Annotated in this window: 25 protein-coding genes and 1 riboswitch; of the genes, 14 read left to right on the forward strand and 11 right to left on the reverse strand. The window is 63.8% G+C overall.

Annotation, left to right across the window (positions count from 1 at the left end; genetic code table 11):
* The 3 genes from V5279_RS36675 to V5279_RS36685 all read right to left on the reverse strand — a co-directional run bounded on the left by V5279_RS36675 (position 1) and on the right by V5279_RS36685 (position 2,915).
* Positions 1 to 864 (reverse strand): FAD binding domain-containing protein, encoded by an 864-nt coding sequence (locus V5279_RS36675; RefSeq protein WP_029081958.1) that lies wholly within the window; start codon positions 862 to 864, stop codon positions 1 to 3.
* A gap of 175 nt (positions 865 to 1,039) precedes the next feature.
* Positions 1,040 to 2,236: an MHYT domain-containing protein gene (locus V5279_RS36680; RefSeq protein ID WP_029081957.1), complete on the reverse strand. Its 1,197-nt coding sequence runs from the start codon at positions 2,234 to 2,236 to the stop codon at positions 1,040 to 1,042.
* 97 nt (positions 2,237 to 2,333) lie between these two features.
* On the reverse strand, positions 2,334 to 2,915 hold the full coding sequence (locus V5279_RS36685) for a 6,7-dimethyl-8-ribityllumazine synthase (protein ID WP_029081956.1): 582 nt from the start codon (positions 2,913 to 2,915) through the stop codon (positions 2,334 to 2,336).
* A 78-nt stretch (positions 2,916 to 2,993) separates the two neighbouring features.
* A riboswitch (FMN riboswitch) is annotated at positions 2,994 to 3,147 on the reverse strand.
* A gap of 444 nt (positions 3,148 to 3,591) precedes the next feature.
* Between V5279_RS36685 and V5279_RS36690 the strand changes: the two genes are divergently transcribed.
* The gene (locus V5279_RS36690; protein WP_029081955.1) at positions 3,592 to 4,092 is read left to right on the forward strand and encodes a YbjN domain-containing protein; all 501 of its coding nucleotides are present in this window, start codon (positions 3,592 to 3,594) and stop codon (positions 4,090 to 4,092) included.
* A 255-nt stretch (positions 4,093 to 4,347) separates the two neighbouring features.
* Complete coding sequence (gene proC, locus V5279_RS36695) at positions 4,348 to 5,112, forward strand: pyrroline-5-carboxylate reductase (RefSeq protein ID WP_245284722.1); 765 nt, start codon at positions 4,348 to 4,350, stop codon at positions 5,110 to 5,112.
* Positions 5,113 to 5,255: 143 nt separating this feature from the next.
* Here the strand turns inward: proC and V5279_RS36700 are convergent, their stop codons facing one another.
* The 4 genes from V5279_RS36700 to V5279_RS36715 all read right to left on the reverse strand — a co-directional run bounded on the left by V5279_RS36700 (position 5,256) and on the right by V5279_RS36715 (position 8,904).
* On the reverse strand, positions 5,256 to 5,651 hold the full coding sequence (locus V5279_RS36700; protein ID WP_338691829.1) for a thioesterase family protein: 396 nt from the start codon (positions 5,649 to 5,651) through the stop codon (positions 5,256 to 5,258).
* Positions 5,652 to 5,766: 115 nt separating this feature from the next.
* On the reverse strand, positions 5,767 to 5,970 hold the full coding sequence (locus tag V5279_RS36705) for a tautomerase family protein (protein WP_018269806.1): 204 nt from the start codon (positions 5,968 to 5,970) through the stop codon (positions 5,767 to 5,769).
* Positions 5,971 to 6,083: 113 nt separating this feature from the next.
* Positions 6,084 to 7,625 (reverse strand): histidine--tRNA ligase, encoded by a 1,542-nt coding sequence (hisS, locus tag V5279_RS36710; protein ID WP_338691831.1) that lies wholly within the window; start codon positions 7,623 to 7,625, stop codon positions 6,084 to 6,086.
* 199 nt (positions 7,626 to 7,824) lie between these two features.
* The gene (locus V5279_RS36715; protein WP_166303590.1) at positions 7,825 to 8,904 is read right to left on the reverse strand and encodes a branched-chain amino acid aminotransferase; all 1,080 of its coding nucleotides are present in this window, start codon (positions 8,902 to 8,904) and stop codon (positions 7,825 to 7,827) included.
* A 331-nt stretch (positions 8,905 to 9,235) separates the two neighbouring features.
* Between V5279_RS36715 and V5279_RS36720 the strand changes: the two genes are divergently transcribed.
* The 3 genes from V5279_RS36720 to V5279_RS36730 are packed head-to-tail and all read left to right on the forward strand — an operon-like array spanning position 9,236 to position 11,904.
* Positions 9,236 to 9,784 carry a MarR family winged helix-turn-helix transcriptional regulator gene (locus V5279_RS36720; protein WP_414645645.1) on the forward strand — a complete coding sequence of 183 codons (549 nt, stop codon included), beginning with the start codon at positions 9,236 to 9,238 and terminating at the stop codon, positions 9,782 to 9,784.
* Between the two features lie 20 nt (positions 9,785 to 9,804).
* Entirely contained in the window at positions 9,805 to 10,509 is a 705-nt protein-coding gene (locus tag V5279_RS36725) for a response regulator (protein ID WP_414645783.1), read from the forward strand.
* Between the two features lie 9 nt (positions 10,510 to 10,518).
* Positions 10,519 to 11,904, forward strand: a complete 1,386-nt coding sequence (locus V5279_RS36730; protein ID WP_166303587.1) for an ATP-binding protein — start codon at positions 10,519 to 10,521, stop codon at positions 11,902 to 11,904.
* Between the two features lie 38 nt (positions 11,905 to 11,942).
* Here V5279_RS36730 and V5279_RS36735 read toward each other — a convergent pair whose 3' ends face one another.
* The 3 genes from V5279_RS36735 to V5279_RS36745 form a co-directional block, all read right to left on the reverse strand.
* On the reverse strand, positions 11,943 to 13,916 hold the full coding sequence (locus V5279_RS36735) for a TonB-dependent siderophore receptor (RefSeq protein ID WP_338691832.1): 1,974 nt from the start codon (positions 13,914 to 13,916) through the stop codon (positions 11,943 to 11,945).
* 949 nt (positions 13,917 to 14,865) lie between these two features.
* A complete protein-coding gene (locus V5279_RS36740) occupies positions 14,866 to 15,396 on the reverse strand; it encodes a DUF3617 domain-containing protein (RefSeq protein ID WP_338691833.1) in 531 nt (176 codons plus the stop codon).
* Between the two features lie 44 nt (positions 15,397 to 15,440).
* Entirely contained in the window at positions 15,441 to 15,740 is a 300-nt protein-coding gene (locus tag V5279_RS36745) for a hypothetical protein (protein ID WP_166303579.1), read from the reverse strand.
* 164 nt (positions 15,741 to 15,904) lie between these two features.
* Here V5279_RS36745 and V5279_RS36750 point away from each other — a divergent pair, with 164 nt between their 5' ends.
* The 4 genes from V5279_RS36750 to V5279_RS36765 all read left to right on the forward strand — a co-directional run bounded on the left by V5279_RS36750 (position 15,905) and on the right by V5279_RS36765 (position 18,842).
* Positions 15,905 to 16,399, forward strand: a complete 495-nt coding sequence (locus V5279_RS36750) for a hypothetical protein (RefSeq protein WP_166303576.1) — start codon at positions 15,905 to 15,907, stop codon at positions 16,397 to 16,399.
* Positions 16,400 to 16,513: 114 nt separating this feature from the next.
* A complete protein-coding gene (locus V5279_RS36755; RefSeq protein ID WP_414645646.1) occupies positions 16,514 to 17,200 on the forward strand; it encodes a ribonuclease T2 family protein in 687 nt (228 codons plus the stop codon).
* Between the two features lie 308 nt (positions 17,201 to 17,508).
* On the forward strand, positions 17,509 to 18,369 hold the full coding sequence (locus V5279_RS36760; protein WP_338691835.1) for a 23S rRNA (adenine(2030)-N(6))-methyltransferase RlmJ: 861 nt from the start codon (positions 17,509 to 17,511) through the stop codon (positions 18,367 to 18,369).
* Between the two features lie 260 nt (positions 18,370 to 18,629).
* Positions 18,630 to 18,842: a cold-shock protein gene (locus V5279_RS36765; RefSeq protein WP_016844477.1), complete on the forward strand. Its 213-nt coding sequence runs from the start codon at positions 18,630 to 18,632 to the stop codon at positions 18,840 to 18,842.
* A 272-nt stretch (positions 18,843 to 19,114) separates the two neighbouring features.
* Here the strand turns inward: V5279_RS36765 and V5279_RS36770 are convergent, their stop codons facing one another.
* Positions 19,115 to 19,738: an outer membrane protein gene (locus tag V5279_RS36770; protein WP_166209848.1), complete on the reverse strand. Its 624-nt coding sequence runs from the start codon at positions 19,736 to 19,738 to the stop codon at positions 19,115 to 19,117.
* A gap of 263 nt (positions 19,739 to 20,001) precedes the next feature.
* Between V5279_RS36770 and uvrC the strand changes: the two genes are divergently transcribed.
* The 5 genes from uvrC to prmB all read left to right on the forward strand — a co-directional run bounded on the left by uvrC (position 20,002) and on the right by prmB (position 24,593).
* Complete coding sequence (uvrC, locus tag V5279_RS36775; protein ID WP_338691839.1) at positions 20,002 to 22,089, forward strand: excinuclease ABC subunit UvrC; 2,088 nt, start codon at positions 20,002 to 20,004, stop codon at positions 22,087 to 22,089.
* 206 nt (positions 22,090 to 22,295) lie between these two features.
* Positions 22,296 to 22,910: a CDP-diacylglycerol--glycerol-3-phosphate 3-phosphatidyltransferase gene (gene pgsA, locus V5279_RS36780; RefSeq protein WP_029081939.1), complete on the forward strand. Its 615-nt coding sequence runs from the start codon at positions 22,296 to 22,298 to the stop codon at positions 22,908 to 22,910.
* Positions 22,907 to 23,158, forward strand: a complete 252-nt coding sequence (gene moaD / locus V5279_RS36785) for a molybdopterin converting factor subunit 1 (protein WP_166303564.1) — start codon at positions 22,907 to 22,909, stop codon at positions 23,156 to 23,158. The genes pgsA and moaD overlap by 4 nt, the downstream gene beginning before the upstream one ends.
* A gap of 8 nt (positions 23,159 to 23,166) precedes the next feature.
* Positions 23,167 to 23,634 carry a molybdenum cofactor biosynthesis protein MoaE gene (locus V5279_RS36790; RefSeq protein WP_338691841.1) on the forward strand — a complete coding sequence of 156 codons (468 nt, stop codon included), beginning with the start codon at positions 23,167 to 23,169 and terminating at the stop codon, positions 23,632 to 23,634.
* A complete protein-coding gene (gene prmB / locus V5279_RS36795; protein ID WP_338691842.1) occupies positions 23,634 to 24,593 on the forward strand; it encodes a 50S ribosomal protein L3 N(5)-glutamine methyltransferase in 960 nt (319 codons plus the stop codon). Before V5279_RS36790 ends, prmB begins: the two co-directional genes overlap by 1 nt.
* Positions 24,594 to 24,704: the final 111 nt, after the last annotated feature.

A 24,704-nucleotide genomic window follows, 5' to 3' on the forward strand; every position in this document is an offset into this window, starting at 1 on the left:
TCAGGCCGCATTGGCGGCGGCGCGCTGCAGCGCTCGCATCACCATGATGCCGCCGACGTGCTTGCGGTATTCGACGGGCCCCCGCGCATCCGCGGCTGGAGCCATGATCGCCTCCGCCGCGGCCGCAGCCTTCCTGAGCGTGGCTGCGTCGAGGCTGGTGCCGATCACCACCTGGGCGGCGGCATCGGCCAGTAGCGGCGTTTCCGAAAGATTGGTCAGTCCGATCGTGCAGGTCGCAACCTTGCCGCTGGACATCGTGAGCACCACCGCCGCGGCAGCGGTGGCGTAGTCCCCGACCTTCCGCTTCAGCTTCTCGTAGGCGTAGCCGTGACTCGCGGGCGGGACCGGGATGGAGATCGAGGCCAGAAGCTCGCCTGGCTCGATCGCTGTGAAATAGGCCCCCTGATAGTAATCGGCGGCTGCAACCTCACGACCGCCATGCGGCCCCTCGAGATGATAGGTCGCGCCAAGCGTCATCATCAGCGCCGGCATGTCGTTGCCCGGGTCGCCATTGGCGACATTACCGCCCACGGTGCCACGGTACCGCACCTGAGGATCAGCGATCAGAAGCGCGGCCTCATGCAGAATGGGGATGGATTGGGCGATCTCGACGGAGGTAAGCAAGTCGTGCTGGGTGGTCATGGCCCCAATCAGGACCTTGCTGCCTTCGCGACGGACGCCTTTCAGGTCGGCGATGTCATGCAGGTCGACAAGGTGCTCGGGGGCAGCCAGCCGCAGCTTCATCATCGGGACCAGGCTGTGGCCACCAGCCAGCGGACGAACCTCATCGCCAAGTGTCGAAAGCAGTTTCACCGCGTCAGCCAGCGTCGCCGGGCGGTGATAGCTGAACGAGCCGGGAATCATCGTTTCCTCCATGTCGTGCTGCGGCCCTTAGGGTCCGGCGGACGTTGGAGGGAGGCTGGCTGGGCGCGGATTCGCCCGCAACAGATGCGGCACGGGCACGCAAAATTCGCACGAAATGCCGTCCGATGCGCACGAAATGCGTCAGCGCCTACGTCCCATCGGGCCAGGGAGGCGTTCAGGCGGTGCGGCGGGCAAGCCCGAGTCGGGCCTTCACCTCAGCGATCTTGGCTCGGCTCACCGGAACGCGATGTGGCGACGGACCGTCCAGTTCAATGACCGCGCCATCGCCCTCCTTCCGAACCAGGGTCACATGCGGTATCGCCACGATATGGCTGCGGTGCACACGCAGAAACAGGCGGGGATCGAGCAGCGCCTCGGCCTCCGAGATCGACCAGGGGCACATCCTCTCCCGGGTCCCGTCATGCACCTTGGTGTAGTGGGCATCCGCCGTCACGCTGCGAACGTCTGCGGCATCGATGAAATGGGTGCCGTCCGCCCCTTCTAGAGGCAGCCGACGTGCCGGCGGGGCGCGGGGCGGCTGGCCAATTCCACCCAAGGGGGTCGGCCGAAGCGGTGGATCGGCCTGAACAGTGGCGGCACCCGCCAGTTCGGCTGAATCGGAGCTTCCCCCGGCGGCGCCGGCAATTGCCACGGCCGTTTTCCGCGGATCAGGCACCAACGACAGCAGGAAGCCTGCGGCAATAACGAAGCACAGCAACGTCACGACCAGCGACAGCATCTGCGACGACGCCGCCAATCCATCCATGTGGTGATGAGCCTCGCCGCCAGATGGAGCTATCTGCATGCCGGCCATTGCCGTGTAGTGCATCCCGGAGACGGCAAAGCCGAAGGCCACCGCACTCAACATCAACTGGACGCCCCCGTGCCGCGCCAGGAATGCGCGTAAGCCGCCATAGGCCGCGGCGATCGCGATCGCGATCGAGAGCACAACCAGTCTCGGAGCGTGCGTCATCGCGAAGTCGCCGGACAGCCCGTGCATGCCGACATAGTGCATGCTGGCAATGCCAAGGCCGAGCAACACGGCCGATGAAACAACGCGGAGCATCGACGGCTCGCCGACGCTGACGAAGAACAGCGATATGCCGACCACCAGCGCGCAGATCAGAAAGGAGATAATGGTCGGCAACACCAGATAGACAGTGCCCACCGGCAATGGTGCGGCCAGCATGCCGACAAAATGCATCGTCCAGATGCCGACGGCGAAAAAGAATGCTGCACCCGCGAGCAACAGGCGATGAGCGGAATCCGGTCCGCCGCGGATGCGCGCGGCCAGGCCGAAACCGGTGTAACCTCCCAGAATCGCGATCACCACCGAGAGCGCGACGAGATAGGGATCGTGTCCTTCGAACATGATCGTCTCGGCCAAGCCGTCGTCACGGCGAGGCCTCCTCCCACCGCCGACTTTATAGAGGCGGCGGTGGGAATGACAATCAGACGATTGGAAGGCGCTAGCCGGGGATCCCCGCCGCGACCTGGCCGCGCAGACGCTCCAGGCTGAGCAGCGTGTTGGCGCAGGCTTCCGCGACCTCGATCCCCTTGATGACGAAGTGCTTGCGGAAGAAGTCGTAATGCACCTCGGTCTCGTGGAATTGCTGCGGCGTCAGCACTGCCGAGAACACAGGCACCTCGGTGCGCAGCTGCACGTCCATCAGCGCCTTGATCACGGTGTCGGCGACGAATTCGTGGCGATAGATGCCGCCATCGACGACGAGCCCGGCCGCGACGATCGCGGTGTAACGGCGGGTCTTCGCCAAGAGTTGCGCGTGCAACGGGATCTCGAACGAGCCCGGCACCTCGAACACGTCGACATTGGTGATGTGGCGCGCCTCGATCTCCTTCAGGAAGGAGATGCGGCACTCTTCCACCACATCGCGATGCCAGGACGACTGCACGAAGGCGACGCGCTGCGGCTTGGCGAAGTGCGGATGCTCCGGCGCCGGCGGAATTGCCGGCGTATCGGAAGCGCTATCTGCTTCGGAGGTTTGGACTTGAGAAGCTTGAACGTCTTGGTCTTGCAACATCTGATTCATGGCTTTCCTCTTTCAGGACCAGAATCAGGGCACACGGACAACGACACGAGCCGACGCGAAAATCGCGTTGGCCGCCGCAACCGTTCTCTTTCATCCGGACTGTAACCGTCGGCTTCGGAATTGCACCGAATCTGCTGACCCTTCTCCCGGCTTCGCGGAAGAAGGCGCTCGCGGGCTTGGGCTCATCACCCTTACCGCCGGTGGGGATTTTCACCCCGCCCTGAGAACATCGGCACGCCCGGGATGGACGTGCCTGAGACGAAATATGACCAAACCGCGACAGCCGGGCAAGGTCCTTTGGCATGGGGAATCGGCATGTCCCCATGAGCACGATGCGGCTCTTGCAGGGAGGGTGCGAGCGCTCGAAGGCTGATTCACGCGTGCGGCGAAGCGCCTGCAAATGGTTAACAAATCGTTACGCGCGCACCAAGATTCCGATTTGTTCGCAAAATCACAAGTGTGGCGGAGATCAGCTGTGGACGATGCGCGCTTTGGCTGTGGACGGACTCGGCGTGCGGTTGCGCGGATTCCGCAAATCACATCACTTCATCGGCGTCAGGTCCAGGAGCATCCGGAAGCCCGGTCAAGGAACTGCACTCGGCCACGACGCAGTATGTCGCAGGTGCCGGCTTCCGTGTGCGTATCAAGCGATCATAAGAACAAGGTCCGAGACGGCATGTCCCTCCTCGAAAGCATTATCGATTCCCGGAACAACCCGCTTGCGGTGGTCGAAGATATCGCCACCGACAACAACTGGGCGTTCGAGCGTTCCGGCGAAGACGAGGTGACGATCGTCTCCAAGGGAGACTGGATCGATTATCAGCTCTCGTTCACCTGGATGGGCGAGATCGAGGCGCTGCATCTCGCCTGCGCCTTCGACATGAAGATGCCGCAGGCGCGACGCGCCGAAGTGCAGCGACTGGTTGCCGCGATCAACGAACAATTATGGGTCGGCCATTTCGACCTGTGGACCCACACCGGCATGGTCATGCACCGCCAGGCGCTGGTGCTGCCCGGCGGCCTCACCGCCTCGACCGCGCAATGCGAGAGCATGGTGGTCAACGCAATCCACGCCTGCGAGCGCTACTACCCGGCGTTCCAGTTCGTGGTGTGGGCGGGCAAGTCGACCGCCGAGGCGATGGCGGCTGCGATGTTCGATACCGAGGGCGAGGCGTAAGCCTCAACGGATTCAATCGTCATGCGCGGGCTAGACCCGCGCATCCATCCGGCAAAAGCTGCTTTCGTTCCGATGGATTGCCGGGTCGAGCCCGGCAATGACATCTGGGTGCTTGTGGCTCGCTCCCTGCTTCACTAGAACCCTTGTGGTTATGGCGCCCGGCCTCCGCCGGGACCACGAGCGGTGACACCTGTGAACGCAAGCAGCGCATTGACAAACACGACCGGCACCATCGCGCTTGCGGGCGCGGGCAAGATGGGCGGCGCGATGCTGACCGGCTGGCTCGCACAGGGCCTCGCGCCCAAGCAGGTCGCGGTGATCGATCCGTATCTCTCGCCGGAGATCTCCGCGCTCGCCGCAAAGGGTGTGCAGCTCAATCCGCAGGCAAAGGATCTCGGCACCGTCGATACGCTTGTCGTCGCGGTGAAGCCGCAATCGTTCCGCGACGCTGGCGCCGCGCTGAAGGCGCTCGTCGGTCCGTCGACGCTGGTGGTCTCGATCATGGCCGGCACGACCATGTCAGCGCTGGAAGAGGTTGTCGGCGGCGCGGTGGTGCGCGCGATGCCGAACACGCCGGCGGCGATCGGCCGCGGCATCACGGTCGCGGTGCCGTCAAAGCGAGTCACCGCCGCGCAGCGCGCCACGACCGATGCGCTGCTGAAGGCAACCGGGCTCGTCGAATGGGTCGACGATGAGAGCCTGATGGACGCAGTGACCGCGGTCTCCGGCTCCGGCCCGGCTTACGTGTTCCTGCTCGCCGAGGAGCTGGCCCGCGCCGGCGTCGCGGCCGGCCTGCCCGAGCAGCTTGCGACCACGCTGGCGCGGGCGACCGTCGCCGGCTCCGGCGAGCTGCTACATCGCTCGGATCTGCCGTCGGCGACCTTGCGGCAGAACGTCACCTCGCCCGGCGGCACCACGGCTGCTGCGCTCGAGGTTCTGATGGCGAACGACGGCATGCAGCCGCTGATGACCCGCGCCATCGCCGCAGCAACCCGGCGCTCGAAGGAATTGGCGAAGTAGCCGTCTGTTAATCCCGTCACCCTGAGGTGCGAGCGAAAGCGAGCCTCGAAGGGTGCACGGCCCGTGGCCCATTCTTCGAGGCTCGCCCAGCGGCGCAAGTGCGCCGCAAGGCTCGCACCTCAGGATGACGCGGAGTATTTGGCCTAAGCCGCCCCAAGCCTTTTGTTGAAACGCTCCACATTGATCAGGCCGCGGGCGTGGCGGCCTTCGCCGAGCTTGCGCGGGCCTTCAAAGGCCTCGACCTCGAAACGGATCACGCGGCGCTCGACCGCAATGACCTTCGCTGTGGTTCGCACCGTGGCACCGACCAGCGCCGCCGCGAGGTGGCGGATGTCGACCTCGGTCCCGACCGTGACCCAGCCGGGCTGCAGCGCGCCGCGGATGGCGTCGCCCGAGGCCATCTCCATTTCGAGGATCATCATCGGGGTCGCATAAACCATCGGCATATCAGGCACGAAATGCCCGACCGTGCGCTCCGGCGGCACCACGAGCGTGCGCTCAGCGCTCATGCCGACCTTGATGAAGTCGCGTGCGTCCATGTGGCCTTGCTCGTCATTCCGGGGCACGCGAAGCGTGAACCCGGAATCTGGAGATTGTTGATCGAGATCCCGGGTTCGCGCTCATGCGCGCCCCGGGATGACGCGCTTTCGCGCGTCATTTCTTCGCCGCGGCAGCGCGCTCGACGAAGGACTTGCCGCCCTTCATCTTGTGATGCAGCGGCGCTTCATTGATCTGGATCACGACCGCGTCGGCATCGACGCCGAGATTCTTCACCAGCGCCTGGGTGATGTCGCGCATCATGCCGAGCTTCTGCTCGTCGGTGCGGCCGGCGGCCATGCTCACGGTAATCTCAGGCATTGGAAGAACTCCCTTGTTATTGTTGACGCGCAACTGCAGCTGACCGGGCTTGGCCGGACGCGCCATCTTTTTGAAGATGGATGCGCGGGTCAAGCCCGCGCATGACAATCCAGCTATCCCCAGGTCACGTCATGCCGCGCCAGGACCTCGCGGACCTTGGCGACCAGATCGGCCTCTGCGCAGGAGAACTGCGCGGGACGTGTCTCGCGCCATTCCTGGTTCGAGGCGATCGCCGCTGCGGCCTTGGCGCCCTCGATCAGATCCTTGATCTGCAGCTCGCCGCGCGCCTTCTCGTCGGAGCCCTGGATGATCACGCAAGGCGAGTTGCGGCGGTCGGCATATTTGAGCTGGTTGCCCATGTTCTTCGGATTGCCGAGATAGAGCTCGGCGCGGATGCCGGCCTGCCGCAGCTCGGCGACCATCTTCTGGTAGTCGGCGACACGGTCGCGGTCGAACACGGTGACGACGACGGGGCCGAACCCGGCCTGCGTGTCGAGCTGGCCGAGCATCGTGAGCGCCGCCTGCAGGCGCGACACGCCGATCGAGAAGCCGGTTGCCGGCACCGGCTCGCCGCGGAAGCGCGAGACCAGGCCATCGTAGCGGCCGCCGCCACCGACCGAGCCGAACCGCACGGGACGGCCCTTCTCGTCCTTGGTATCGAGCAGCAGCTCAACCTCGTAGACCGGGCCGGTGTAATATTCGAGGCCGCGGACGACGGAGGGATCGATGCGGATGCGATCTTCACCATAGCCCGCCGCCGCCGCAAGCTTCGCTATCTCAACCAGTTCAGACCTTCCCTGATGAAGCAGGTCTGTTCCCTCCTGGCCTTCGAGGAAGATGCTTGGCGCATCGATCACGAGAGATTGTCTCTGAATTCCGTCAGAACTTTCGCTAGTCTCGACTCTGAACTTTAAGGCCTGAAAGACGGTCTCAATCTGAGCCTCGTTGAGCTGGGCTCCCTTAGTAAAATCCCCGCTCTCGTCCTTACGCCCCTCGCCGAGCAGAAGGCGAACTTCTTCTGGCTTAAACTTATCAAGCTTATCGATGGCTCGGAGTACCGTCAGCCTGCGAGACGCATTCTCCTGTCCGCTAAGACCGATGCGGTCTAGAACTCCGTCGAGCACCTTGCGGTTGTTCACCTTCACCACATAGCTGCCGCGCGGAATGCCCAGCGCTTCCATCGTGTCGGCCGCCATCATGCAAATCTCGGCGTCGGCCGCCGGCGTCGCCGAGCCGACCGTGTCGGCATCGAACTGCATGAACTGGCGGAAGCGACCGGGACCGGGCTTCTCGTTGCGGAACACGTAGCCGAAACGATAAGACCGATACGGCTTCGGCAGCGCGTCGAAGTTTTCCGCGACATAGCGCGCGAGCGGCGCGGTCAGGTCGTAGCGCAGCGAGATCCACTGCTCGTCATCGTCCTGGAACGAGAACACGCCCTCGTTGGGACGGTCCTGATCGGGCAGGAACTTGCCGAGCGCGTCGGTGTATTCCATCGCCGGCGTCTCCACCGGCTCGAAGCCGTAGAGCTCATAGACGGCGCGAATCTTCTCGACCATCCGTCGCGTGGCATTGATCGCGGCGGGACCACGATCTTCCAGCCCGCGCGGCAGGCGCGCCTTCAGTTTCTGGGGTTTTTTGGGTTTCTCGGCCATGAGCGGCCGTTTACCAGCCGGCGCGCAAGGCGGCAACCGGTGCAGTCTATTCGTCCGCCGTCATTCCGGGGCGCGTCGAAGACGCGAACCCGGAATCTCGAGATTCCCCGATGCGCAATTGCGCATCTGAGGTGTGGTCCGGCGGACCATCCCGGAATGACGCCAAATAACATATCCGGCGGTATCGAGTAGGCGCCAATTACTGGACGTTTCTGATCCAGTTATGCGGGTCGTTGGTGCGACCGTACTGGATGTCGACCAGCTTCTTGCGCAGGCCCATCGCGACCGGGCCGGCCGCGCCGCCGCTGATCTGGAAGTCGCCGCTCGCCGAGCACACCTTGCCGATCGGCGAGATCACGGCCGCGGTGCCGCAGGCGAACGCTTCCTTCAGCTTGCCGCTCGCGGCATCAGTGCGCCACTGCTGGATCGTGTAGGGCTCCTCGCGCACGCGGGTGCCGGCATCCTTGGCAAGCGCGATGATCGAGTCGCGGGTGATGCCGGGCAGGATCGTGCCGAGCGGCGGCGTCAGCAGCGAGCCGTCGTCGAACGCGAAGAAGACGTTCATGCCGCCGAGCTCCTCAATATAGCGGCGCTCGACCGCATCGAGGAACACGACCTGGTCGCAGCCACGATCGATCGCCTCGGCCTGCGCGCGCAGGCTTGCCGCGTAATTGCCGCCGCATTTGACTGCGCCGGTGCCGCCGATCGCGGCGCGCGTGTAATTTTCCGACACCCAGATCGACACCGGCGCCGGGCCGCCCTTGAAGTAGGAGCCGACCGGCGAAGCGATCACCGAGAAGATGTATTCCGCCGACGGCTTCACACCGAGGAAGACCTCGCTCGCGATCATGAAGGGCCGCAAATAGAGACTGCCCTCGCCGCCCGGGATCCAGGCGCGATCGATCCGCACCAGCTGCTCGACCGCGTCGATGAACACGTCCTCGGGCAGCGGCGCCATCGCCATGCGCTCGGCCGAATTATGGAAGCGCCGGGCATTGGCGTCGGGACGGAACAGGTTCACGCCGCCATCGTCGCGCTTGTAGGCCTTGAGACCTTCGAAAATCTCCTGGGCGTAGTGCAGCACCGCGCCGGCCGGATCGAGCGGGAAATTCGCGCGTGCCTCGATGCGCGCGCTGTGCCAGCCCTTGCCCTGGCTGTAGCGGACGATCGCCATGTGATCGGTAAAGACCCGGCCGAAGCCTGGGTCCACGAGCCTGGCCGCGCGGTCCTTGTCGGGCGTCGCATTCGGCGAAGGCTGGATGTCGAAGTTCAAAGTCATTTTTCTTGCTTTCCGCTGTCGGAACCGACGCAATGTCCGGCGCCGGCCTGTTTCCCCCGGAGCCTCCCGGCTCGGCTTGGCCCGAACTTCACCACCACCGGCCCTGCGGCCGGTTGCCTGCGCCAACATGCCGTTTAGACATGCTTTTGCGGAATGCTGAAGTCCAGTATGTTTGCCGAAATGCCGCTCGACAATCGCACGGTAGTCCAATTTGCGGTCCAAACCGCCTCACAGGCTCTTTCAGGCCGCCTCAAACGCTGTCGAAGACAAAACGACCTAATGTTTCGTCGTGACAGGCAGTTTTGTAACATTGAACCCAAGATACGTCAATATGACTGACATAAATTTCTCAGGCATGGCTGCCAAGCCCGATTCGCAGGGAGACGACCACGCTCCCGCGGCGGGCGGGCGCGACCTGCGCTGGGACATCATCGAGCTCTTGTTCTTCGCCTACCGCGACTTTGTCGGCGACGCCGACCAGGAGCTGGAGGCGTTCGGCTTCGGCCGCGCCCACCACCGCGTCATCCACTTCGTCACCCGCTATCCCGGCCTGAAGGTTGCCGACCTGCTCGACGTCCTGCGCATCACCAAGCAATCGCTCGGCCGCGTGCTCAAGCAGCTGCTGGACGAGGGCTACATCGTGCAGAAGACCGGCAACAACGACCGCCGGCAGCGCCTGCTCTACGCCACGCCGAAGGGCGAGGCGCTGGTCGCCAAGCTCGCTGGACTGCAGACCGACCGCATCAACCGCGCGATCGCCGGGATCGATCCGGCCGGCGTCGAGACCGTTCGCCAGTTCCTCCGCGCGATGATCGACCGCGACGATCCCGACAAGGTGCTCGAAGCGATCTTCGGCGTCGGCAAAAAAACAAGGGAGTGAACCTGGTGCAGGCTGCAACCATGCTGCGGACACCGGCCGAGCCGGCCGACGACGCACCGCATCTCCTTTTGGTCGACGACGACCGGCGTATTCGCGACCTGTTGTCGCGCTTTCTGTCCGGCGAGGGCTATCGCGTCACCACGGCGATGAGCGCCACCGACGCCCGTGCCAAGCTGCTCGGGCTGCATTTCGACCTGCTGATCCTCGACGTGATGATGCCTGGCGAAAACGGCTTCGACCTCGCCCGCTTCATCCGCAGTTCCTCGACGGTGCCGATCATCATGCTGACCGCCCGCCACGAGGCGGAAGCCCGCATCGAGGGCCTGCAAATCGGCGCCGACGATTATGTCGCCAAGCCGTTCGAGCCGCGCGAGCTCGTGCTTCGCATCGGCAATATCCTCAAGCGCACCACGCCGCCGCAGGTCGTAACCGTCGAGCAGATCGCGTTCGGCCCCTACATCTTCCACATCGAGCGCAGCGAGCTGCGCCAGGGCGAGGAAATTATCCATCTCACCGATCGCGAGCGCGAGATGCTGCGCATCCTCGCGAGCGCGCCCGGCGAGACCGTGCCGCGCGCCGAATTGACCTCTGGCGGCACCGTCAATGAGCGCGCGGTCGACGTGCAGATCAACCGCCTGCGCCGCAAGATCGAGCACGATCCCGCCAATCCGCTGTTCCTGCAGGCGGTGCGCGGCATCGGCTATCGCCTGGTGGCCTCGCCGTAAGATACAGCCATGAGCACGCTCGACACCGGCCTGACCCTGATCAAGAACGCCTCGCAGCGCGTCTCGAAGGCGAACGGCTGGATGGGCAATGCGTTCAAGAGCTGGATGCCAACCGGCCTCTACGCCCGCGCGCTGCTGATCATGATCGTGCCGATGGTGATCCTGCAGACCGTGGTCGCGTTCGTGTTCATGGAGCGGCACTGGAACACGGTGACGCGGCGGCTGTCGGCCGCGGTGGTATCCGACATTGCCGCGCTGATCGACGTCTACAAGACCTATCCGCAGGACAAGGATCGCGCCCAGCTGCGTCGCATCGCCCAGAAGCTGCAGCTGGTGGTCGACTTCCTCCCCACCGGCGACATGCCGCCGCCGGGACCGAAGCCGTTCTTCTCGCTGCTCGACCAGACGCTCTCGGTGCAGCTCGGCCGCCAGATCAGCCGTCCGTTCTGGATCGACACCGTCGGCAAGTCCAACCTGGTCGAGATCCGCGTGCAGCTCGACGATTCGGTGATCCGGATCTTCGCCCAGCGCAGCGCGGCCTACGCCTCCAATTCGGAGATCTTCATCTTCTGGATGCTCGGCACCTCGACGATTCTGTTGATCGTCGCAGTGCTGTTCCTGCGCAACCAGATCAAGCCGATCCTGCGGCTTGCCGACGCCGCCGAAAGTTTCGGCAAGGGCCGCGAAGCGCCGAACTTCCGGCCGCGCGGCGCGCGCGAGGTGCGGCGCGCGGCGCAGGCCTTCATCGAGATGAAGGCGCGCGTCGAGCGCTCGATCGAGCAGCGCACCGCCATGCTCGCCGGCGTCTCGCATGATCTGCGCACCATCCTGACCCGCTTCAAGCTCGAGCTCGCCTTGATCGGCGAAGGCCCCGAGATCGACGCGATGCGCAAGGACGTCGACGAGATGTCGATGATGCTGGAGGATTATCTCGCCTTTGCGCGCGGCGATTCCGGCGAGGTCGCGCAGCCGACGGACATGGCGCTGGCGCTTGAGGAATTGCGCAGCGACGCCGAGCGCCACGGCCACACCGCAACCGTCGCATTCCACGGCCTGCCGGTCGTCACGGTGAAGCCGGCCTCATTCAAGCGCTGCCTCGGCAACCTTGTCTCCAACGCGGCGCGCCACGCCAACACCATCTCGATCACCGGCCACCGCGACCATCGCTATCTCAACGTCACGATCGACGACGACGGGCCCGGCATCCCCGCCGCGATGCGCGAGGAAGTGTTCAAGCCGTTCCTGCGGCTCGACGATGCGCGCAACCAGGACGAGGGCGGCAGCGGGCTTGGCCTTGCGATCGCCCGCGACATCGCCCGCTCGCATGGCGGCGACATCTTGCTCAGCGAAAGCCCGATGGGCGGCTTGCGGGCGGCGGTGCGGGTGCCGGTGTAGCAAAGCTCTGCCTTCGGCTCGAAGCTCAGGAATGGCCGCTACCAGCGATAGGACAAGGTGCCGATGACCTGACGCCGTTCGCCGGCATAACAATAGCCGGACTGGCAGGTCTGATAGTGCTTGTCGAACAGGTTGGTCGCGTTCAGCCGCATCGTGGCTCCGAGCAATCGCCGGTCCAGCTTGCCGAGATCGTAATCGATCACGGCATCGAACAACGTTGTCGCCGCATTCTGGAACGTGTTCTGGTCGTTGCCGAAGTTGGTCCCGATGTAACGGACACCCAGGCCGAGCCCGAGCCCTTCGACGGGGACACCGGACTGGAACGTGTATTTGCCAAAGGCGGCGAAGGAATTCCGCGGAATGCCGGAGAGCTCATGGCCGGTCGTATCGGGATTGCCCTGGGTGATCACCACGTTGAGATGGGTGTAGGCAGCGGTGAGATCGAATCCCTGCTTGAGCGCGAGCTTCGCCTCGAGCTCCACGCCCTTCGATTCGACCTGACCGGTTGCCGCCTGGAATGCCATGTTGTTGGGATCGGTGCGCAGCACATTGTCCTGCGTGATGTCGAACACCGCGGCGGTCAGCAGCACCGGAACGTGCGGCATCTGGTACTTGATGCCCGCTTCCGTCTGCTCGCCGGTGGTCGGCTTGAACGGCAATCCCGATGCGTCGACGCCGACCTGCGGGCTGAATGCCGTCGCGTAGCTGACATAGGGCGCAAGGCCATTGTCGAAGACGTAGCTGAGGCCCGCACGGCCGGTAAAGGCGGTCGCCGTTGACGGAATGCCGTCGAGACCTGCGGTCGTGGTCTGCGATACCCAGCTCTGGCGCCCATTGAGCGTCAGAATGAAGCCTCCGAGCCTGGCCTGCTCCTGGCCATAGACACCGACCTCGTCGGTCGACTGCTTGTTGAAGATCGAGAAAGCCGGCGTCGCGATGGCCTGAGCGCCGTAGTTCATGGTCGAAAGATTGAGATCGGGCGCCGCTCCGTAGCCGATCTTGTCGCTGTAGTAGGAGTGGCCGTAGTCAACGCCGAACAGCGCCGTGTTCCTGATCGCGCCAAGCATGAACTTGGCTTCGGCCTGATTGTCGAGCGTCACGGTATTGAAGCTGTCCAATATGCGCCAGGCGGAGCGCGACGCGAGATTGGTGCTATAGTCGATCGAATCGATCTGGGTGTATTTCGCGTCCACGTCGACCTGATAGAAGCGAAAGTTCTGCCGCACCGTCCACACGTCGTCGACATTGTGCTCGAACGCGTAACCGATCCGATACTGCTTCTGGTCCATGGCGCTGAAGGCCGGATCATTCGAGTAGATGTTGGTCAATTGTCCGTCAGCCGTGCGGAAATTGCCGATGCTCGCGGCGGTGCGGCTGGTTTGATATTCGCTCAGGATGGTGAAGGACGTATCGGCGTCCGGCCGCCAGGTCAAAGCAGGCGCGATGTAGGCGCGATCGTCGTCATTGCCGGGATACCACGTCTTCGCGTCGCGGAGCAAACCGGTCAGCCGGTAGTACAGTTGATCGCTGCCGGGCACCGGACCACCGATATCGAAACTGCCCTGGTAACGGTCATAATTGCCGGCCTGCAACTGCACCTCGCCGAACGGCGTCAACGTCGGCCGCTTCGTAGTGACATCCACGATGCCGCCCGGAGAGCCAAGGCCGTAGAGGCCCGAGGCAGGACCACGGAGGATCGACACGCTGTCGAGACCGTAGGGTTCGATCTTCGGAATGGCGAAGTTGCCGCCGCCCTGGCGCAGGCCGTCCCGATAGATCCCCGTGTAGGTCGCATCGAAGCCACGGATGTAAAAACTATCGAACCGCGGATCATAACCGAATGCCGTGGTCGTGACGCCGGGCGTGTAGTTGACGGCGTCCTTGAGTGTCTGAACGTTGCGATCCCTGAGCTCCTTCTGCGTCACGACCGAAAGCGATTGCGGCGTCTCGAGCAGCGGCGTATTGGTCTTGGTGCCGGCGGTGCTGTTGGTTGCCACGTATCCGGTCGTCACGCCGATCGCGCCTCCGGCGCCTTGCGCCCGCGGAGCCTGGCTCTGAACGGGCGCCGCATTGCGGCGCTGGTTCACAGCAGTCGTTCGCGAAGTCCTGGTGCGCTGACTTGAAGCGACGGCGCCGCGCTTCTTTGCCACATCAGGTTGATTCACCGTCACCGGAGGGAGCACGCTTACATTGTTCGGCGGAGCACTGGTTTGCGCCTGAGCGTTGGCGACGTTTGCCCCCGCTGGCACGAGCAACACCGAACCGAGAAACGCCGCATTGATCGCAGCCGTTGATCCGAGCAAGCCGCGCTTGCTCCGCGACGAAGCCATTCCCACCAAACAATCCCCACACTGCCCAGGAAATCTTGACCGAGCCGCGCGTTCGCAACTCAGCGGGCATCGATTGGGGCGGACTTCTATCGGCGGGTTGAGCGAAATTCCACACGCGCAAAATAGAATCCATTGAAGCGCACACGATGCGAAACACTGGAACGATTCAAGATGCGCAACACTGGAGCGATTCAAAACGACATGCTGTCGCAGCACGCTTGCAGCGCGAAGAATTCGATGCGCGTCTTCGCTTTCTCAGATTGCTCGAGCGCGAGGCACGCAGCGATCGTTCAATGATGTTGATTTCGTCCTGCAATACCCTTGGCATTGTGCGCGATCAAAGCCAACACCTCGCAAGTGATGCGCGCTATCCATGTCATCGCATCTAACGGGGCGAGCGAACGTGCGCTCGATGTTAGGCTGCGCGAAGCAGCCATCGCTCCTCGACAAGCAAGCTGCGAATTGGATTGCGTCCGCCTTCGCCGAGCTTCGGCGGACAAGTCGTCGCTTCAGCGCAAAATTGCTTTGCAATTTTGTCGCGAGCTTCTCGCAATGGAGGTGGTGCAAAGCGTCACAGCCTCTCGAGATGAGAGGCGATACATTCAGGCGCGCGACGTCAATGCGCTGCGCCCTACTTCTGCTTGGGCAGCAGGCCCTTCAGCTTTTCCATGTCCTTGACGTTCATCTTCATGCCGCCGGGCATGACGATGTCACCGGGCTTCTGGTCGGCCTTGCAGGCGCCAAGCCATTTCGCCTCGATGGTCATCGTGGTGTCGCGGGTGCCGGCCGCGCCGCCCTCGGAATGCGAGGTGCTCTTGACCGTGTAGGCGGAATTGAAGTCGCCGACGATCTCGGCGTGGCTCTGCACCGTCATGCCGGCGACGCTGCAGATGGAATCGCTGACATAGCCGGTCGCGGTCTTCTGGATATCCTGCTTGGAGCAGACTTCCTTGGCCATCGGCGATGCCGCCGCGCTCATTTCCTTGTCGGTGGTCTCGTCGGTGCAGTGCTGCATGGTGATTTCCGGCATCGGCCCGCCGGTACGCAGCATCTTCATCTCCCACAGCCCGGCCTTGCGGGTCGGCAGGTCGACGGCACTTGCGGCGCCGGCGGACAAGACGAGGCAAACAGCCGAACCAAGCAAGGCAAGCTGTCGGGTCATGCGGTGAGCTCCCGGCTGAACGATCGGAGAATGGAGCGGCGCGCTCAGTAGAGCGTGCGCACTGGCCTCTCGGCCGCGCCGTAGGGCACCCAGCGGCAGGCAAAGGAGAGATAGCCACCCGGATAGCGCTGCACCGCAAGGAACTTCACCACCTTGCCGTAGGAGGCGCAGTGATCGACGGCGAGCTGCCGGGCGTCGCTCTGGACCGCCAGCGTATAGGCGATGATACCGCCGGTATCATTGCCCTTGAACGGCGGCACCGGCTGCAACCAATCGGCCCGCGCCGGTACAACGGCCAGCATCCCGCAAACGGCAACCAGGCACGCGGCCAATTTCCTTCGCATCGCAGACTCCATTTCGCTTGAAGCAACATAGAGTGCGCCGGCCACCGTGAAAAGAACGAGCCGGCCGCTAGAAGTGGACTTCTCTGCAGGTGTTGCCGCGCTGCACTTGACCTTGCCAGGGCTTCGCGGCACCGTCCGCGCATCGGATCATCGGGTGGATTCCCATGCGCAACCTGTTCAACTCCCGCAATAAACTCGGCCAAAAGCTTGGCCTCGGCGCCGCACTCGTGGTCGGCCTGCTGGCTTTCGGGGGTACGGCCGAGGCCGCCAATCCGTTCGAGCTGAATTTCTGGCTGTCCGGCCCGCGCTATGACGGCAATGTGGCGCCCTGCGAGAGGGCGCTGAGGGTCATCAGCGAGCAATTCCAGGAAAAGGAAGCCACTTTCTGGAATTCGCCGCTCGTGATCACCGGCTTCAACCGGATCCACGAAACCGCCTTCCGCCCTTGGCAGGCCGACAATATTCCGCGCCGCTATTGCTCGGGCGACGTGATGTTGAGCGACGGCAAGGTGCGCGGCGTACACTATTCGATCATCGAGGACGGCGGCTTTGCCGGTGTCAGCGACTCTCTCAGCCTCAGCCCGGGCGTCGAATGGTGCGTGACCGGCCTCGATCGCAACTGGGCCTACAACCCGTCCTGCAAGGCCGCCCGGCCCTGATCTCCGACCAGATTGCTGACAGCAGAAGCCGCCGCCATTCAGACGGCGGCTTTTGTTCTTGAAATGTTCCGGTGGCCTGCTAGGCTCCGGGCGGTCGAGTGAGGGGAGCGTTTGATGCCGCGGTTGGTCACAATTTCCCGATTTCTGATTTCGATTGCCTTTGTTCTATGCGGTGCGGTGGGGGCCTCGGCCCAGGATCGCCGCCAGAATGCGCCGGGTGAGTTCGATTTCTACGTATTGTCGCTGTCGTGGTCGCCTTCGTTCTGCGAGGCGGCGAGCGAGCGCGGCAACAATGGCCGCGGCACGCAGGCCCAGTGCAGCGGGCGGCCGTATTCCTTCGTGGTCCACGGCCTGTGGCCGCAATATGAGCGGGGCTTTCCCGAATACTGCCAGCGGCCCTCGCCGCGGCTCGCCCGCAACATCATGACCTCGATGCTCGACCTGATGCCGGCGCCCGGGCTGATCTACAACGAGTGGGACAAGCACGGCACCTGCTCCGGCCTCGGCGAGCGGGCCTATTTCGAAGCCATCCGCAAGGCCCGCGCTGCGGTGAAGATCCCCGAGGAATTCCTGCAATTGTCGGAGCCGAAGACGATCGCGCCCGACGAGCTGGAGGCGGCGTTCATCAAGGTCAATCCGGGACTCAGCAGCTCGGCGATCGCGGTGACCTGCGACAGCAGGCGGCTCAGCGAGGTGCGGATCTGCCTCAGCAAGGACCTGCAATTCCGTTCCTGCGAGGAAACCGACCGCCGCGCCTGTCGCCGTGATCAGGTGCTGATGCCGCCGGTTCGCGGCGGCTAGCGCGTTTTCGAGCGAATTGGGCACCGGTTCGCGTGAAGAAAATGCGTCAAAACAGGAAGCTGGAGCTTCGGTTCTGATCTCAATCAGAACCGAACATGCTCCAGCCCATCGCTTCCCGTCATTGCGAGCAACTCGCGACAAAATTGCAGGGCAATTTTGCGCTGAAGCGACGACTTGTCCGCCGCAGCCTCGGCGAAGGCGGAGGCAATCGATACTTTCTCGTGGTGAGATGGATTGCTTCCGCCTACGCTCCCCGAGCTTCGGCGGACAAGTCGCTCCCCCCGCAATGACGTGGTAATTGCTATCCCATGAACTACCGTCACGCCTTTCACGCCGGCGGCTTTGCCGATGTCATCAAGCACATCGTGCTGGTGCGCATGCTCACCTATCTGCAGGAAAAGCAGGCGCCGTTCCGCGTCATCGACACCCATGCCGGCGCCGGGCTCTATGACCTGACATCGAGCGAAGCGCAGCGCAGCGGCGAATGGCTCACCGGCATCGCGCGGCTGATGCAGGCGCGACTCTCCGACAAGGCGCTGCCGCTGATCGCGCCGTATCTCGACATCGTCAGGGCATTCAATTCGAGAGGCGAACTGAAAACCTATCCCGGTTCGCCGCTGATCGCGCGTGCGCTGCTGCGGCCGCAAGACCGCCTCACCGCCTGCGAGATCGAACCGACGGCGCGCAAGCAACTGATCGATGCGTTGCGGCGTGATGCGCAAGCGCGCGTCGTCGATCTCGATGGTTGGACGGCGCTGCCCGCATTCGTGCCGCCGAACGAGCGGCGCGGTCTGGTGCTGATCGATCCACCGTTCGAGGCAAAGGATGAGTTCGAACGACTGGCCCATGCTTTCACTGAAGCGTTCGCGAAATGGCCGACTGGCGCGTATCTTTTGTGGTACCCCGTAAAATCCCGGAGGGCCACCGACGAGCTCGCGCACAGCGTCGCTGCAGCGGCAGCAACAAGCCGGCCTGCCGGCAAATGCTTGCGTTTGGAATTCAGTGTGGCACCGCAAGAAACCGACGGCGGCCTCGTATCCACCGGCCTTTTGATGGTGAATCCGCCGTGGACGTTGGCAGGTGAGCTGAAGATCATCCTGCCCGAACTCGAGAAGCCGCTTGGTCAAGGCGGCGCTGGCCGCTTCAGACTCGAGACGCTCAAGGCTTAATCCGCAGCACCCACTGAAAAGTTCGAATTGATCGTAGGCAACGCGCGCGGAACCGTATTATGCTCATCCTGTTACGACTGGCTTTACGTTCCGCTTCCGCGAATGGTTGCGGCGGAGTGACAAGGCCGAAATAAATCCAGGCAGACCGGCGGCGTGACACCGGCCTGTTCAGGTGGCCAAGCTTCCGACAAGCGAATGTCGGTCAACCGTTACGCGGCGTGCGCGTAGCGGTGGAGCAATACGGGGGAGGAGTTTTCCCGATGGCCATGACTGGGACAGTCAAGTTCTTCAACGGAGAGCGTGGCTACGGCTTCATCAAACCTGACGATGGCGGCCGCGATGTGTTCGTTCACATCACAGCTGTCGAGCGTGCGGGATTGAAGGACCTGACTGAAGGACAGCGCATTACGTTCGAGGTTGAACCGGACAAGAAGGGCAAGGGCCCGAAGGCGGTCAACCTGGTGGTTTCATGAGGAGCGCTTGCGGCGCGCGGCTCGTGATGAACGCCAAATGAAGCGTTGCGTGTGAGTTGACTGCCGGGCGCGCGGCTCGCGCTCGCTGCGTGACCACCTGCATGATGCGGACGCGACTGGCGGTGCCCGCATAACCGACACGTGCGGCGCGATTGGCTTCGCGAACGCCGTGGCGCGCGTGCCGCTGCGCATGATGTCCACGTCATCAGCACGAAGAAAAACCCGGCCGCGCGAGGCGCGACCGGGAGTTGATATCTAACGTTTTCTTGTTCTCAGAAGTGATAGTTGATGCCGGCGCGAACCAGGCTGAAGCTGTAGCCGTTCGACGCGCCGCCGGTGATCGTGAAGTTGCTGTTGGCGAGATCGACGTAGAGATACTCGATCTTGGCGCTCCAGTTCGGGGCAAAGCCCATTTCGGCGCCGGCGCCGACGGTGAAGCCCGCATTGGTATGCGTCTCCGAAATGCCGAAGGTTTCGCCGCGCAGCTCGCCGAAGGCGAGACCGCCGGTTGCGTAGAACAGCACGTTGTTGACCGCATAGCCGGCGCGGCCGCGCACCGTGCCGAACCACGGGTTGGAGAACTTCCAGGGCGCGAACCGATCGTCCGCGGCGGAGCCCTGGATATCGGCTTCGATACCGAACACCCAGGGGGTGCCGTTCTGGAAATTGTAGCCGGCCTGCACGCCGCCGGCGAAGCCGGACGGCTTGGTCGGGTTGTTCTCGACCGAACCCCAGCCATAGCCGATGTTGCCGCCGAGGTAGGGGCCGGCCCAGCTATAGGCGTTGAGCGGCTGATGGACGGTATAGGGCGATCCGTAGTTGAGGTCGGCCGACGCCGCCGAAGTCGTCCAGCCTGCGACGATCAGTGCCAGCGCACGCGCAACCAACCGGGTCATTGTACTCTCCACCACGCAACTGCCGTAGCCCGCCGGCCAAGGCCAGCGTGGTTACGGAATTCCACTTTTTTCGCTAAGGTTTATCGAGAGTTTTAAGTTAAAGGGCTGTTAAGCCCCGTTACCGGCCCGCTCATCAATCTTAACAATGTGTTACCCACCCGCCCGGGTCAGCCCGCAGGGTCGGTAACCTCCTGCGATCGGGGTTGTTTTTCCAGTAACGCCAACGCTGGCGAGCGGTCGCCCGAGCGCTTAATTTACGGCCCATGGTTCACGATTCTCCCGAACGTCCGACGCCGGCCCCGAAGCCACGGCGCGGTTCAAAGTCCGACCTGCCGCAGGACGATCTGACGCTCGACACGAGCGACGTCGATCCGGAAACCTCCGCAGCCGAGGAGGAGGATGAGGCGCGTCTGCCGGACGCTTCGGACGACGCCACCGAGGCGGTTGCCGAAGGCACGCTCTCGGTCGGCCATGCCGCGATCGAGAACGCGGTTCGCCTCGCGCCGACCTCGCCCGGCGTCTACCGCATGCTCAACGCCGCCAACGACGTGCTCTATGTCGGCAAGGCGAAGAACGTCAAAAAGCGGCTGTCGTCCTATGCGCGGGCCAACGCGCCGCTGCCGGCGCGGATCCTGCGCATGATCGCAGCAACCACGCATGTCGAGATCGTCTCGACCACGACCGAGACCGAAGCACTGCTGCTCGAAGCCAATCTGATCAAGCAGCTTCGCCCGCGCTTCAATGTGCAGCTACGCGACGACAAGTCGTTTCCCTATATCCTGATATCAGGCGATCACTGGGCGCCGCAGATCCTCAAGCATCGCGGTGCGCAGTCGCGGCCCGGACGCTATTTCGGTCCGTTCGCCAACGCCGGCGCGGTCAACCGCACCATCACGGCGCTGCAGCGCGCCTTCCTGATCCGCTCCTGCACCGACGGCTTCTTCGAAAGCCGCACCCGGCCCTGCCTGCTCTATCAGATCAAGCGTTGTGCCGGCCCGTGCACGCGCGAGATCGATTTCCCCGGCTACACCGAACTGGTGCGCGAGGCGACCGAATTCCTCTCCGGCCGGAGCCACGCCGTGAAGGAGTTGCTCGCGGCCGAGATGGAGAAGGCCTCCGGCGAGCTCGAATTCGAGACCGCGGCACTGTATCGCGACCGTCTCGCGGCGCTGTCGGCGATCCAGTCGCAGCAGGGCATTAACCCGCGCACGGTCGAAGAGGCCGATGTGTTCGCGATCCATCAGGAAGGCGGCTATTCCTGCGTCGAGGTGTTCTTCTTCCGCACCGGCCAGAACTGGGGCAACCGCGCCTATTTCCCGCGGGCGGAAAAGACCTTCACGCCCGAGGAGGTGCTGTCCTCGTTCCTCGCGCAATTCTACGACGACAAGCCGCCGCCGAAGCTGATCCTGCTGTCGCACGAGATCGAGGAAAGCGCGTTGCTCGCCGACGCGCTGTCGGTCAAGGCCGGATCCAAGGTCGAGGTCTCCGTGCCCAAGCGCGGCGAGAAGAAGGAGCTGATCGGCCACGCGCTCACCAACGCGCGCGAGGCGCTCGGCCGCAAGCTCGCCGACACCGCGACGCAAAGCCGGCTGCTCGAGGGCATGGTCACCACGCTTGGCCTGCCGCACACACTGAGGCGCATCGAGGTCTACGACAACAGCCACATCCAGGGCACCAACGCGGTCGGCGCAATGATCGTGGCCGGGCCCGACGGATTCATGAAGAACCAGTACCGCAAGTTCAACATCAAGTCCGAGGGCCTGACGCCGGGCGACGACTACGGGATGATGCGCGAGGTGCTGGAGCGCCGCTTCAAGCGGCTGCTGAAGCCGCCGGAGGGCGAGGCCTCCGCCAAGGACGGCGCAAAAACTAAGGCGGACGACGATTCGTTCCCGCAATGGCCCGACCTCGTCATCATCGACGGCGGCCGCGGCCAGCTCAACGCGGTCAGGGAAATCTTCCAGAACCTCGGGCTGACCCAGGTCTCGCTGATGGCGGTGGCCAAGGGACCGGAGCGCGATGCCGGGCGCGAAACCCTGTTCATGCCGGACCGCGAGGCCATCAAGCTGGAGCCGCGGGACCCGGTGCTCTATTTCATCCAGCGGCTACGCGACGAGGCCCACCGCTTCGTAATCGGCTCGCACCGCAAGCTGCGCAAAAAGGACATCCGCGAGGCCGGCCTGCAGGAGATTCCCGGCATCGGCCCATCGCGCAAACGTGCCCTGCTGCACCACTTCGGAACTCTCAAGGAGATCGAGCGGGCCTCGATCGCCGACCTCGGCAAGGTTCCCGGCGTCAGCGCCGAAAGCGCCCGCAAGATTTTCGAGTTTTTCCACGCCCAGCCGGGTTAAACGAAAGACGAGTCATCAGGGCGTCGCCTGCGACGGGGCATCTGGGGCATGATGCGGGCAATGTTCCCTCGCGACAAACGCGAGGCGTTTGCGCGGAGATCATGCATAAACAAGGAGCTAAAGTGCCATGAGGATTCGGCGTAATCTCACCGCGCTTTGGCCTGCGCACGGTTGACCTTCTTGCTTCAGCGGTATTGGTAGAACGGATGAACATCGCCACGACCCGGGGACAGCCCAAGACCTTGTCCCTCCCGAATATCCTGACCTATGCCCGGATCGCCGCCATCCCGGTGGTGATCGGCTGCGTCTACTGGCAATCGATCCTGGACGGCCCGCTTTGGCTGCGCTGGGTGGCGCTGGCGGTATTCATCGCGGCGGGGATCACCGATTATCTCGACGGTTACTACGCCCGGATGTGGGACCAGCAGTCGGCGTTCGGCCGGATGCTCGATCCAATCGCCGACAAGCTTCTGGTCGCCTCCAGCCTGTTGATGCTGGCCGCCGACAACTCGATCCATGGCTGGACGCTGTGGGCGGCGATCGTGATCCTGTGCCGCGAGATCCTGGTCTCGGGCTTGCGCGAATATCTCGCAGGACTGCGGGTCAGCGTTCCCGTCACCAAGCTTGCGAAATGGAAGACGACTATCCAGCTGGTGGCGATCGGTTTCCTGATCGCCGGCGAAGCGGGCGAGCAGGTCGTTCCGGCGACCACCCTGATCGGCATCGTTTTGCTTTGGATGTCGGCGATCTTCACCATCTACACCGGCTGGGATTACTTCCGCGCCGGCATCCATCACCTCATCAAGGAGGATGAGGGATGAAGCTGAAATATTTCGCCTGGGTCCGTGAACGCGTCGGCAAGGCCGAAGAGGTCATCGAGCCGCCGGCCGAGGTGCGCACCGTCGGCGACCTGATCGGCTGGCTTGCCGCGCGCGACGATGCCTACGCCTATGCCTTCGAGAAGCCCGCGGTGATCCGCGCCGCGATCGACCACGCCCACGTCAAATCGGACGCAGCGATCTCCGGCGCCCGCGAGATCGCGTTCTTCCCGCCGATGACCGGCGGCTAAATCTCATCATGGCTGTCGCAGCGACCATCCGCATCCAGGAAGCCGACTTCGATGTCGCGCGGGAGATTGCGGAGTTGAGCATGGGGCGCACCGATGTCGGCGCGGTCGTCAGCTTCAGCGGCATCTGCCGCGGCAGCGAACAGGGCGAGCCGATCGCGGCGCTGACGCTCGAACATTATCCTGAGATGGCGGAAGCCGAGATTGCACGCCATGCCGACGAGGCGCTGTCGCGCTGGCCCTTGCAGGGCCTCACCATCATCCATCGCTTCGGCCGCATCGCGCCGGGCGAGAACATCGTGCTGGTCGTGACCGCCTCGGCGCACCGGCAAGCCGCGTTCGAGGCAGCCGAGTTCCTGATGGACTATCTCAAGACCAACGCACCGTTCTGGAAGCGCGAGGAAAGCGCGCGCGGCACGAGCTGGATCGAGGCGCGCGACCATGACGACGCGGCCGCCGCGCGCTGGACCAAATCCTGATGGCCAAGCGCAGCAAAGTGCCGGCCAGGCGCGGCCCCGTCGCGCCGAAAGCGCCCAAGGTCGGCGCCGGCGAGCTTCACACCCTGTTCGATTTCCTGCGCTACGCGGTCAGCCGCTTCAACGCGGCCAAGCTCGTGTTCGCGCATGGCACCACCGATCCGGTGGCCGAGGCCGCGTTCCTGATCTGCGAGTCGCTGCACCTGCACCCCGACCAGTTCGAGAACTTTGCCAACGCACGCGTCACCATTGCCGAGGCCAAGCAGATCCTCGACCTGATCGAGCGGCGGATCGCGACGCGAAAGCCGGCCGCCTACCTCGTCAACAAGGTCTATATGCGCGGCCTGCCGTTCTATGTCGACGAGCGCACCATCGTGCCGCGCTCCTTCATCGGCGAATTGCTGGACTCGCATTTCGGCGGCGACGAGGACGGCACCTCATTGATCGGCGACCCAGAGGACGTCGAAAGCGTGCTCGACCTCTGCACCGGCTCCGGCTGTCTTGCGATTTTGGCCGCCAGGCATTTCGCCAACGCCGCGGTCGACGCGGTCGATATTTCGAAGGATGCGCTGGAAGTCGCCGCGCGCAACGTCGCCGACCACGGCCTCGACGATCGCCTGACGCTCCATCGCGGCGACCTGTTCAAGCCGCTCGGCAGCCGCCGCTACGATCTCATCATCTCGAACCCGCCCTATGTCGACGCTAGAGGCATGGCGGCGCTGCCGCGCGAGTGCCGCGCCGAGCCGAAGATCGCGTTCGATGGCGGCACTGACGGGCTCGATATCGTCCGCCGCCTGCTCGACCAGGCCAGGCAACATCTGACCCCGCAGGGCGGCCTGCTCTGCGAGATCGGCCGCGGCCGCGACAATCTCGAGGCTGCCTATCCGAACCTGCCGCTGCTCTGGCTCGACACCGAGGACTCCGAGGGCGAGGTATTCTGGATCGCCGCCGCGGACCTCTGACCGGCGCGCCGCGGCCGGGTCCGGATTATTGCGGAGCCCGGCTTCCCGAGCCCGATCTGGACGAAGCGAAAATCGTGTGCAGTTCCAGCCGGTTCCGAAGATCGCAGGCCC

This window comes from Bradyrhizobium sp. 26S5 (assembly GCF_036923295.1).
GTDB lineage: Bacteria > Pseudomonadota > Alphaproteobacteria > Rhizobiales > Xanthobacteraceae > Bradyrhizobium > Bradyrhizobium septentrionale.